At 33.0% G+C, this 12,044-nt stretch carries 8 protein-coding genes; 2 read left to right on the top strand and 6 right to left on the bottom strand.

What is annotated here, in order from left to right:
- Positions 1 to 93 precede the first annotated feature (93 nt).
- Positions 94 to 2,049, top strand: a complete 1,956-nt coding sequence (locus ACNMOQ_RS02005) for a fructose-1,6-bisphosphatase (RefSeq protein WP_416350199.1) — start codon at positions 94 to 96, stop codon at positions 2,047 to 2,049.
- Positions 2,050 to 2,158: 109 nt separating this feature from the next.
- On the opposite strand, the gene ACNMOQ_RS02000 is transcribed toward ACNMOQ_RS02005, so the two are convergent.
- The 5 genes from ACNMOQ_RS02000 to ACNMOQ_RS01980 form a co-directional block, all read right to left on the bottom strand.
- Positions 2,159 to 4,159: a CocE/NonD family hydrolase gene (locus tag ACNMOQ_RS02000; RefSeq protein ID WP_416350198.1), complete on the bottom strand. Its 2,001-nt coding sequence runs from the start codon at positions 4,157 to 4,159 to the stop codon at positions 2,159 to 2,161.
- A 143-nt stretch (positions 4,160 to 4,302) separates the two neighbouring features.
- Positions 4,303 to 6,066 carry an ABC transporter ATP-binding protein gene (locus ACNMOQ_RS01995; protein ID WP_416350197.1) on the bottom strand — a complete coding sequence of 588 codons (1,764 nt, stop codon included), beginning with the start codon at positions 6,064 to 6,066 and terminating at the stop codon, positions 4,303 to 4,305.
- Positions 6,050 to 7,840 (bottom strand): ABC transporter ATP-binding protein, encoded by a 1,791-nt coding sequence (locus tag ACNMOQ_RS01990; RefSeq protein ID WP_282861991.1) that lies wholly within the window; start codon positions 7,838 to 7,840, stop codon positions 6,050 to 6,052. Before ACNMOQ_RS01990 ends, ACNMOQ_RS01995 begins: the two co-directional genes overlap by 17 nt.
- Positions 7,841 to 8,022: 182 nt before the next feature.
- Positions 8,023 to 8,829, bottom strand: a complete 807-nt coding sequence (locus tag ACNMOQ_RS01985) for a glutamate racemase (protein ID WP_416350196.1) — start codon at positions 8,827 to 8,829, stop codon at positions 8,023 to 8,025.
- A gap of 14 nt (positions 8,830 to 8,843) precedes the next feature.
- Complete coding sequence (locus ACNMOQ_RS01980) at positions 8,844 to 9,239, bottom strand: acyl-CoA thioesterase (RefSeq protein WP_016999539.1); 396 nt, start codon at positions 9,237 to 9,239, stop codon at positions 8,844 to 8,846.
- 183 nt (positions 9,240 to 9,422) lie between these two features.
- Here ACNMOQ_RS01980 and pcp point away from each other — a divergent pair, with 183 nt between their 5' ends.
- Entirely contained in the window at positions 9,423 to 10,064 is a 642-nt protein-coding gene (pcp, locus tag ACNMOQ_RS01975; protein ID WP_416350195.1) for a pyroglutamyl-peptidase I, read from the top strand.
- A 535-nt stretch (positions 10,065 to 10,599) separates the two neighbouring features.
- Here pcp and ACNMOQ_RS01970 read toward each other — a convergent pair.
- The gene (locus ACNMOQ_RS01970) at positions 10,600 to 12,039 is read right to left on the bottom strand and encodes a 6-phospho-beta-glucosidase (RefSeq protein ID WP_103269041.1); all 1,440 of its coding nucleotides are present in this window, start codon (positions 12,037 to 12,039) and stop codon (positions 10,600 to 10,602) included.
- Positions 12,040 to 12,044 lie beyond the last annotated feature (5 nt).

Below are 12,044 nucleotides of genomic sequence, written 5' to 3'. Positions count from 1 at the left end.
AATATCAAATTATTTAATGTGTTATACTATATCTCAAATGATGTCTATTATTTAAAGTTTTAACTCATCAATTATACGAACGGAGTGACTAGAATGACAGAGAACATCAATCAACATGTAAAAGAAAAATACTTAGACTTATTAGCAGAAAAATTTGATGCTGAAGAGAAAGTAGCAACTGAAATCATAAATTTAGAATCTATAATGGAATTACCAAAAGGTACAGAACACTTTGTTAGTGATTTACATGGTGAATACCACGCTTTCCAACATGTGCTCCGAAATGGATCTGGTAACGTAAGAGCTAAAATTAATGATATTTTTAAAGACAGACTTTCTGAAGATGAAATCAGCAGTCTGGCTGCCTTAGTTTATTATCCTGAAGAAAAACTTAAATTAATTAAAAATCAATTTTCATCTAAAGAAGCATTAAACGAATGGTACATTGAAACAATCCAACAAATGATTGAATTGATTTCTTACGCTTCAAGTAAGTATACACGTTCAAAAGTTCGTAAAGCTTTACCGAAACAGTTTGTATACATAATTGAAGAACTACTGTATAAAAGTAACGTTTATAATAATAAAACTACTTACTATGAAACAATTATTCAAAAAATCATCTCACTTGGACAATCAGATAAATTAATTATCGGTCTAGCATATACCACACAACGTTTAGTCGTGGATCACTTACATGTAGTCGGTGACATTTATGACCGTGGTCCAGACCCAGATAAAATTATGGAAACATTAATTAATTATCATTCAGTTGATATTCAATGGGGTAACCATGACGTACTTTGGATAGGCGCTTATGCAGGTTCAAAAGTATGTTTAGCAAATATTTTAAGAATTTGTGCGCGTTACGATAACTTGGACATTATAGAAGATGCGTACGGTATTAATTTACGTCCATTAGTCAATTTAGCTGAAAAATATTATAAAGATAATTCTGCCTTTCATCCAAAAGAACATGCAGAGAAAGCAATATCCGCAGAAGAAAAATTACAAATAACGAAGATACATCAAGCTATCGCAATTATACAATTCAAATTAGAAAGCCCTATTATTAAACGTAGACCTTCATTCGATATGGAAGAACGCCTTATATTAGAAAAAGTAGATTACGATAACAATGAAGTTACGATTTACGGCAAAACTTATCCACTTGAAAATACATGCTTTGAAACTGTAGATCGTAATAATCCTGCACAATTAAACAGAGAAGAAGAAGAAGTGATTAATAAACTTCTATTATCAGTGCAAGAGTCTGAAAAATTAAAACGTCATATGAACTTCTTAATGAAAAAAGGAAACTTATACTTAAGATATAATGGTAATTTATTAATACATGGCTGCATACCAGTAGATGAAAATGGAAAAATGGAAGAAATGGAAATCGACGGTGAAATGTATAACGGTCGCGAATTACTCGATCAATTCGAACAACACATTAGAGTTTCATTCGCAAATAAAGAACAAACAGATGATTTATCAACAGACTTGATTTGGTACTTATGGACAGGTAAATATTCTTCATTATTTGGTAAGCGTGCCATGACTACTTTTGAAAGATATTTCATTAAAGATAAAGCTTCGCACAAGGAAGAAAAAAATCCTTACTATTACTTAAGAGAAGACAGTCAAATGTGTCGTAACATGTTACAAGACTTTGGTTTAGACCCAGAACAAGGACGCATCATAAATGGTCATACACCAGTTAAAGAAATAGACGGTGAAAACCCAATCAAAGCAGATGGTAAGATGATTGTTATCGATGGTGGCTTTTCAAAAGCGTACCAATCAACGACAGGTATCGCTGGCTATACATTACTTTATAACTCATTCGGCATGCAACTAGTGGCTCATAAACACTTTGGCACAAAAGAAAACGTACTTCTGAACGGCGCAGATGAACTGTCTGTCAGACGTGTTGTAGACGAAGAACTCGAACGTAAAAAAGTACGCGACACTAACATCGGTGCCAAACTACAAGAAGAAATAAGAATGTTACAAGAACTTATGGCTTACCGATATATTAATTAATGGTTAGCTGTACTCGTACAAACTCTCACTTTCGAAACCACATATGAAAAAATTCTCCTAATCCGTTAATTAAAAATCCAACGGGTTAGGAGAATTATTTTGTGTTTGTTTAAGTATAATTTCGTTTAATTTTATTTTCCCATGTCTTCGTAAAGCATTGTTCACCATCGTTATATGCAATTACCTCATTTCTCAAGTAATAGTATTCGGCGTCACATGACATGGTGCTGTATGTTTCAACTTCTGTATCAATGTCATCATCTTTCAATATTACTTTCCAGTCGCATTGTACTTTTGCTGAAAGTGGATCATCTTCTTTTATTGTATACACGTTCATATTTTCTGTACCGTAAGTGATATTACTATCTTTCAGTGTTCTCAAGCCTTCATCTGAGTAGTCTGATAGTATCCATTCATTCGTTGTTAACCTTTTCGTTATATCTCTAGTTCTTGAACCGTCTCTATGAATAATCTTTTCTAATGGTTTGGCTGTTTCTGAAAATTCATGTTCTAGTTTAACTTCTGTGAACTCACGTACTAATGGTATATCTAGTTTAGAATGTTCTAAATCAACATCTAATTTAACGATTTCTTTGCTCGGCCAAATTTGTGGCCAATATGTTGGTGCGATAGAAACTTCAACCATGTGACCCTCTGGTATTTGATAACCAATAACATCTAAAGGTACTTCTACATCTATATACTCATCTACTGGTAAATCTTCAGGGAATTCATTACTCTTATAATGGTTTAAATTGAATTGTCCCATAGTAACAAGTGTTTTTGATCCATCTGGATGCACATCTGTTAAGCGAATATGTATATTGGCTTCTTTACAATCTGACTTAACGCGTAATTTTGCTACTGGTTGACCCATAATATTTAGGGTGTCGCCATACATGTCCAACATTAATGAATTAGCTAAAGCATTATCAATTGTTTGGTCGTCTGGTAAGTCACCGTCTTGACCGAATGGGCAAAATACTCCTGAATATAATCCATGTTGTTGTTTATTCTTTAATTGAATTTCTCTCGTCGTACCAGCGAATAAATTTTTCGTCGTAATTTCTTCATTTAGTAAGTTTAACCACTTACCTTCACGATAATCATAAGTTGTTTTAGGTTCAACACTATCTTGTAAATATACTAAAAATTCATCACGATGATTTTCAATTTGTTTATCGCCCATCCACTTATCTAACCAAGAAACAACTTCTTGTAAATAGCCAAATTGTGGCCCTGGAATAGCTACGTCTGGGAACTCATGTGCCCAAGGTCCGATAACCGCCTTTTTAGGAACATCTAAATGTTTCATCAAACGGAATACAGCATTCGTATAACCATCAGCCCAACCACTCATTGTTAAGACTGGAATTTGAATTTGTGTATAATCTTCATTAATAGAACCATGTTTCCAATATTCATCTCTTGTTTGATGTTTGACCCACTCATCTACAAAAGGTGGTGTTTGTTCTAATCTTTCTATCCAATTTTCATACCAGTTTTCTCCAAAATATTTAGGGAAAGCTGGTCTTGCATTGTAAGCAAACATAGTTGATGCCCACCAAAGCATATCTGATGCCATCATTGTACCGCCTTTATAATGAACATCATCAGCATATCGATCATCTGTTGAACATAAAGATATGATTGTCTTTAAAGCTTCTGGTTGTCTAGCGGCTACTTGTAAACCATTGAAGCCACCCCAAGACTTACCAATCATTGCAACTGAACCATTAGACCAGTCTTGAGATTCAATCCATTTAATAATATCAATTGCATCATCTTGTTCTTGTTTAGGATATTCATCTTCAATAATACCTTCAGAGTCACCTGTTCCTCTTATATCCACTCTAATTGCCGTATATCCGAATCCAGCAAAATATTTATGTCTTATTTCATCTCGTAAAGCAGTGAACTCATCTTTTCTATAAGGTAAGTACTCTAGCACAGCACCTTTAGTTGTTCCTGACTTTTTTGGTTGCCATATTTTTGCTGACAATCGAACACCATCAGTCATTTCAATCCATGTATGATGTGTAACCTCTATTTCATAAGGAAACTCTGTTCGCTCAGTTATTTTATTATAGTCTACATCAAAAGCTCCCATGTTAAATCCTCCTTAAAAATATCTAATAGTTCTTATTATACATAAATTTATAAGAAAAGGTTGTCAGACAGAAATATCATCTTCAAAACAACACCCCCAATCCGTTTAATTTTAAATTGCCGGGTTGGGGGTATGTTTTACTTTCAACCATTTTGAAGTAAATACATTTTATGATAAATACCATCTTGTTTAATCAGTTCATCATGTGTGCCTCGTTCTACAATTTCACCTTTATTTAACACAAGAATTTGTTCTGCGTCTTGAATTGTTGATAACCTATGCGCGATTGCTAAAGTTGTTCTGCCTTTACGCATTTTTGCTAGTGATTTTTGAATTTGTGCTTCTGTTTCAGAATCAATATTAGCCGTTGCTTCGTCTAATATTAATATTTTAGGCTCACTCGCCATCGTTCTCGCAAATGCTAGTAGTTGTCTTTCACCACTTGAAAAGGCACTTCCTTTTTCAATCACTTCATGCTCATAATTATCAGGTAATAAATTAATAAATTGGTCTGCGTGTACAAAATCTGCCGCTTCTTGTACTTTTTCAAAAGTCATTGTAGGATGATAAAGTTTAATATTTGATGCGACCGTTCCAAAGAATATAAATGCATCTTGTAACACAAGACCGATATTACCTTTCAATTCAGATTTCGGCATTTCTTTTATAGATTGGTTGTCGATTAAAATTTCACCTTGATTGAATTCATAAAATCTCATAAACAAGTTTATAATCGAACTTTTACCAGATCCAGTATGACCGACTAACGCGACTGTTTCTCCTGGATTAGCTGTAAATGTAATGTCTTTTAGAACATCTGTCTTACCATCATAACTAAAAGTAACATGCTTAAATTCAACTTTGCCATCCGTTATATGATAATTAGGGTTTTCATGTTGCTCTGGTTCCAACATATCGTTATCAATAAGCTTAAATACACGACTTGCTGACACTAACGCTTGCTGTAACACGTTTAAGTTTTGGCTGACTTGGTTAATAGGTTCAAAGAAGCGTTCCATATATTGTACAAAAGCAAATACAACACCAGCTGTAACACCTCCAGAGAAACTTAATACTCCGAAATATCCAAGTATCATTACAACGGCAAATATTGAAATCATGCTTATAGCTGGTCTCAATAATAAACCGTCAATTTTAACTGTTCGCATATTAAAATCATAATGCTTATCGTTAATCTCATTAAATTCATTTTGTAATCTTTTCTCTTGGTTAAATACTTGTATAATGCGCATACCTTCTATAGATTCTGCTAATTTAGCATTCAAATCTGACAAGAGCTGTCGTGCCTGTGAAAAATAAATAGCTGAATATTTTCTATATAATGCTAATACAAGTATGATGACTGGCAAGAATATTAAAGCCATTAACGCAAGTTTAAAATCAAGTATAAACATCATGACATAACTAGAAATGACCATAAATATTGCCATTAAGAATGATGAGAATACACCAATAAACATTTCTACTATAGCTTCAGTATCATTAGTAAGTCTTGATACAATACTTCCGCCTGGTTCCTTATCAAAGTAACGCATCCCTAATTTCCCAATTTTATTAAATGCGTCTATTCTTAATTGTTGTATTACTTTAAATGCAAGATATTGAAATAAATATACGTTCCAATAAGTTGTTATAGCGCCAACAATTTGAATGACGAAAAATATAACAATCAGTAATGTAATATCACTTTCGGGGAACACTTGTGGTGTTAAGTAATCATCAATAAATACTTTAACCATATACGGTGTTGCAATGCTCGCTATTGTTGAAATCGTCAACATGATAAATGCTAATAAAATAATACCTTTGAAAGGGAATGTATATTTGATCAAACGTTTTAAAACTTGAAATTGATCTTTAGCTGTCAAATTATGATTTTGAGCCATCTTCTTCATCCCCTTTCGCTATTTCATCTAAGCTACTCGCAAGCTCTTCATGTAATGCTTGTGCTTGATATGTTTCGTAATACCATCCTTTGTTTGCCATCAATTCTGAATGCTTACCTCTTTCGATAATCGTACCTTTATCCATAACGATAATCATGTCAGCATGGCTCACCGCACTCATTCTGTGTGCAGTAATAATATTCGTTTTACCTTGACGGACATTTTGCATATTTTCTAAAATATGTTCTTCCGTTTCAGCATCAACTGCCGACAATGAATCATCTAAAATAAGCACAGGTGGATTCATGATTAAAGCACGTGCTATCGAAATTCTTTGTTTCTGTCCTCCTGATAAAGAAACACCACGTTCTCCAACTACTGTGTCATACCCTTCCGGAAACGCTAAAATATCATTATGAATATAACTCAATCGACTCGCTTCATAGATGTATTTATTATCAATTTCAGGGTTACTGAAAGCAATATTGTTTCTAATTGAAGTAGAGAATAAGAAATGATCTTGAGGTACATATCCAAATTGAGCTCTTAAATGACTGATGTCATAATAACGAATTGGTTTACTACCGTATTTAATTTCGCTAGATTGTGCAGTATCAAACTCTCTTAATAACAAACGGATGATAGCACTTTTTCCTGAGCCAGTACGACCTACAATACCGATAGTAGAACCTTTTGAAATTGTGAATTTTATATCGCGTAGTGCTAAACTATCATCATCCGGAAAGTGAAATGTATCAATATCAAATTGAATATCCCCTTCAGGAATTGTTTCTGTTTCTACATTTGTATCAACATCATTTTTCACATTTGTTATTTCATTAATACGTTCATATGATGCGTGTCCTCTTTGTACAATATTAAAGAACAGGCCAAGAGCTAATAATGGCCATACCATCATGCCTAAGTAAGTTGTGAATGTAACAAGTTGTCCAATTGTAATATCTTCTTGAATCACCATTCTAGCTCCGAAGAAAATCGCTAAAAAGTAACTCACACCTATTACTGACATTATTGTCGGATCAAATAACGCATCAATTTTAGAAACTTTTAAGTTTTTATAAACAACATCGTCACTTAATTTTTTAAAATCTTCTTGGTCATCTTTTTCATAACCGAAAGTTTTTGTTACTTTAATCCCGGCTATACTTTCTTGTGTCTTATCATTCAGCTGACTAAAGGCTGCTTGTGCCTTTTTAAAACCTCTGTTCAGCAATTTACCATAATAACTAGTTAATACAATCATAATTGGCAAAGGTATCATAACGATAAGTGTTAATCGCCAATCAACTGTAATTGCCATTGTTATGAGCACAGACCCACCTGTTATAAGAGAATCAGCTATCGTCAACACACCAGAACCAGCTGTGTTTTGTACTGCTCTAATGTCATTTGTTGCATGCGCCATTAAATCCCCTGTACGTCTCTTTTGGAAAAATGACGGGCTCATCGAAGTATATTTATGATAAAGATTAGATCTTAATATTTTCCCCAACCTCATACTCGCCCCAAATATCATAATTCTCCAATAGTACCGGAAAATATATGTAAGGATCGCCGCAACTACTAATATGACGAGGTAAATTATAAGCGTTTTTCCCGTTAATGTTTGAAGTGTAATCCCATCAATTACTCGTCCAATTATTTGTGGTGGTAATAAATCAATTAAAGCAACTAATAAAAGAATAAATATACCTAAAATATAATTTTTTAGTTCAGCTTTAATAAACCAACCTAATTTAATAAATACTTTCAAAACTACCACCCTCCCCTTTTATATACACCTTAAAATTTTATCACAAAAAATTAATTTAAAAATAAAAATGTCTGAATTTTGTCACTTTTCCATTAAATTCATACTATCGGAGTATATATGCCTTCCGGTTAGCTACTGCCAATATAATAAAAACAGACTAGGAAGTTATTTTTCCCAGCCTGTTATATTTCAATTTCTTCTAAATTTAATTGTACATTGAAGTTTTGTAGCATCTTTTTAAACTCTTGTAGTGTATATTTTTCGTTTGTTGTGACAAGTGCTTTAATCGTTCCTGTACCTTTAGATGTATATATTTTAGCTTTATTTATAATTTCATTTGCTGAATCAATAAATTGAATATGTGGATACAGTTCTTTTAAATAACTATATAACCATGACAGATGTGTTGATGACAACGTGAATACATCTATTGTTTCATCTTGTTCAATTATATTATCCATAAAGCGTTTAACTGTAATTAATGTTCGATATTTATCTGATAAAAATGCACCCGATTCTACAAGTTCAACTAGAGTTGATGCATTATATGTTTGAACTGTCGCATCGCTTGTCGCTTCTTGTTCAATATAATGAAGCATTTCATCACTTTCTATTAGTGATTGAACACCTAAAACACCAATATTCTTTGATGCTGATTTTTCTATCGCTTCTTTTATAGGTGGATAAACACCTAAAATTTCAGTTTCGTATTCATCTTTAACATCATCTAGAACTGTAATAGAAGGTGCATTAGAAGCAACAACGATTAAACTGGGACTCCAATTTTCTAAGTACGTCAATGTACTTCTTATTACCTTTTTTAAATCATCTTTTGATTTATATCCGTATGGAAATTGATTACGGTCTGCTAAATATATAATATCTTGTTCAGGAAATTCTTTTTTTAGTAATGTTACTATTGAGTAACTTCCAATACCAGCATCAAAAACAGCAATCGGTTTGTTTAAATCATTTATACTCGATTTCATCATTTAGACCTCACTTAGATATTTAAAAAGATTTCTGGCGATTTCACAACTTTCTCGGTAACAACATTATAGAAACCACCTTTTTGATAACCAGTACAATGCACTTGTTCAGAAGTAGCAATTTCAAATTCTAATTCCCATTTCATTTTGCTAACTTTTACTAACCAACAACGACCTACTGGTTTATCATGAATCGTTAACGGCGCTTTGTAATCCGCTTCTGTATGCATAAGTATAGGCGAGATATCAGATTTCATCATCTCTGAAATCGTCATATATTGATCAATAAATGCATTACGTAAATCTTCAAACCATTTTATATATACTATATTGCTCACAATACCCATAGCGTCGATATCATAGACGTTTACATCGATTGATTTTTCAGCGACTAATTTTCTTTCTGTCATATTAAGTACTCCTTTATTTAAAACATTATTCTAAAATAACATTTAACTTCTATAGCTTAATTATGAATTAATACTGTTTAATAATTCAACCTTTTGAGCATATTAAAATGAATGTCATTTTGAAATTAACTTGAGTACATCTATAATGAAATAAAATATCGATTTATAAAGAGGCGAATAATCATGAAAATTTTAATCACAGCATTTGATCCTTTCGGTGGCGAAAATATTAATCCAGCATTAGAAGCTGTCAATTTATTACCTACAAAAATTAATGGCAATGAAATTATAAAACTAGAAATACCAACAGTATTTCATAAATCAAAATCAATAATATTAGAGCAATTAAAACAAGATCATTTTGATGCTGTATTAGCAGTTGGACAAGCAGGCGGAAGATTTGAATTAACACCAGAACGAGTTGGTATCAATTTAGACGATGCTAGAATTCCAGATAACGAAGGCAATCAACCTATCGATGAACCTATACAAACAGACGGACAAACAGCTTACTTTTCAACACTACCCGTAAAACGAATGACCATCGCTATTAGAAATAGTGGTATTCCTTCAAGGTTGTCTAATACAGCAGGTACATTTGTATGTAACCATATTTTGTACCAATTAGGCTATATAGCAGATAAATACTACAAAGATTTAAAATTCGGATTTATCCATGTACCATACACACCAGAACAAGTCGTCAACAAACCAGAACAACCATCAATGTCCATCGAAAATATTGCGAAAGGGTTAGAAGCCGCTATCAGTGCTATTAATGAAGGTGAGGACGATATCAAAATAGCATTAGGTGAAACACATTAATTGGATTTATGCCTTGCTTAATCCAACAAAACGGGCGCTTATTGGATTTTCGACTTAATTAATCCAACAAAAGGGACTCTTATTGGATTTTCGACTTAATTAATCCAACAAAATGAGGTCTACTTGGATTTTCGCCTTAGTTAATCCAACAAAACGAGGTCTATTTGGATTTTCGGCTTAATTAATCCAACAAAAGGGACTCTTATTGGATTTTCGGCTTAATTAATCCAATAAAAAGGGTGCTTATTGGATTTTCGGCTTAATTAATCCAACAAAAAGGGTGCTTATTGGATTTTCGTCCTAATTAATCCAACAAAACGGATCTTATTGGATTTTCGACTTAATTAATCCAACAAAAGGGTCTCTTATTGGATTTTCGTCCTAATTAATCCAACAAAAGGGACTCTTATTGGATTTTCGGCTTAATTAATCCAATAACAGAATTAACACTTGCTTTTTAATGTTCCATACCAAAGAAGAGCTAGGAGATACCCTTAGCTCTTCTTTAACTTCATATTTAATTTACACGTTTTAATTATAGTTCTTCACCGTTTGTCTTAATCACATTATTAAACCAGTAGAATGAATTTTTCTTAGTACGTTTTAATGTACCGTTACCTTCGTTATCACGATCAACATGAATTAGACCGTAACGTTTTTTCATTTCTCCAGTTGTGAATGATACGATATCGATAATACCCCAAGGTGTATAACCCATTAAGTCTACGCCATCTTCATCTACTGCTTGTATAGAAGCTTTGATATGCTCTCTTAAGTAGTCGATACGTTCTTGATCATCAATCGTTCCATCTTCTTTAAATTCATCAGTTGTTCCAAAGCCATTTTCAACAATAAATAATGGTAATTGATAGCGGTTATATAACACGTTTAATGTGTATCTTAAACCAACTGGGTCGATAGCCCAACCCCATTGACTTTCTTTAATATATGGGTTTTTCACTGAATTTGGTAGTCCGCCATTAACCACATTATCTTCAACACTTGTTACTTCATCGTGTTTTACAACTGTAGACATATAGTAACTAAATGCGATGTATTCTACAGTACCATTTTTCAAGATTTCGTCGTCGCCTTCTTGCCACTTAATGTCGTAACCATTTTTCTCGAACATTTTCAAAGCATAACCTGGGTAATAACCTCTTACTTGCACATCTGGGAAGAAGAATCTTAAACGATTTGCGATTTCAGCTTCCATAATATCGTTCGGGTTACATGAATATGGATAAATTGGAACGTGTGAAATCATGTTACCAATTATAAAGTCTGGGTTGATTTCTTTACCTTTTGATACTGCTAAAGCACTTGCTATTAATTCATTATGTGCAACTTGGTATAATACTTCTTCTGGATCTTCATCTTCTGCTAATGTTACACCAGAGTTCGTCCATAAGAATATTGGATTACTAGTATCCATTTGGTTATTAATCTCGTTGAATGTCATCCAATATTTCACTTTATCTTTGTAACGGTTAAACACTGTTTCAGCAAAACGGACAAAGTAATCTACAACTTTACGGTTTCTGAAACCTCCGTATTCACGTGCTAAATGTAAAGGCATTTCAAAGTGTGATAATGTTAATACTGGTTCAATATTGTATTTTAACAACTCATCGATGATATTATCATAGAACTGCAAGCCTTCTTCATTTGGTTCTGCTTCATCACCATTTGGAAAAATTCTCGTCCATGCTATTGATGTACGTAAACATTTTAATCCCATTTCACCGAATAAAGCGATATCTTCTTTATATCTATTGTAAAAATCTATACCATCATGGTTTGGATAAAATTTATCATCTTCAATTGTTTCAGTAATTTCTCTTGCTTTACCGTGTTCACCCGCTGTCATGACATCATGCACACTCAAACCTTTACCGCCTTGATCATATCCACCTTCAAATTGGTTTGCAGCTAATGCGCCACCCCATAAAAAGTTTTTATCTAATTTAGCCATAATGA

This window comes from Mammaliicoccus lentus (assembly GCF_947036595.1).
Classification (GTDB): Bacteria; Bacillota; Bacilli; order Staphylococcales; family Staphylococcaceae; genus Mammaliicoccus; species Mammaliicoccus lentus.
The sequence above is the reverse complement of the archived record's forward strand: the minus strand, read 5'-3'. Positions and strand labels throughout refer to the sequence as shown.

What these genes read in the sequence shown, in the direction of transcription:
- ACNMOQ_RS01970 (WP_103269041.1), bottom strand. Translation starts at nt 12,039, where the DNA reads ATGGCTAAATTAGATAAAAACTTTTTATGGGGTGGCGCATTAGCTGCA.
- pcp (WP_416350195.1), top strand. Translation starts at nt 9,423, where the DNA reads ATGAAAATTTTAATCACAGCATTTGATCCTTTCGGTGGCGAAAATATT.
- ACNMOQ_RS02000 (WP_416350198.1), bottom strand. Translation starts at nt 4,159, where the DNA reads ATGGGAGCTTTTGATGTAGACTATAATAAAATAACTGAGCGAACAGAG.
- ACNMOQ_RS01980 (WP_016999539.1), bottom strand. Translation starts at nt 9,239, where the DNA reads ATGACAGAAAGAAAATTAGTCGCTGAAAAATCAATCGATGTAAACGTC.
- ACNMOQ_RS02005 (WP_416350199.1), top strand. Translation starts at nt 94, where the DNA reads ATGACAGAGAACATCAATCAACATGTAAAAGAAAAATACTTAGACTTA.
- ACNMOQ_RS01985 (WP_416350196.1), bottom strand. Translation starts at nt 8,829, where the DNA reads ATGAAATCGAGTATAAATGATTTAAACAAACCGATTGCTGTTTTTGAT.
- ACNMOQ_RS01995 (WP_416350197.1), bottom strand. Translation starts at nt 6,066, where the DNA reads ATGGCTCAAAATCATAATTTGACAGCTAAAGATCAATTTCAAGTTTTA.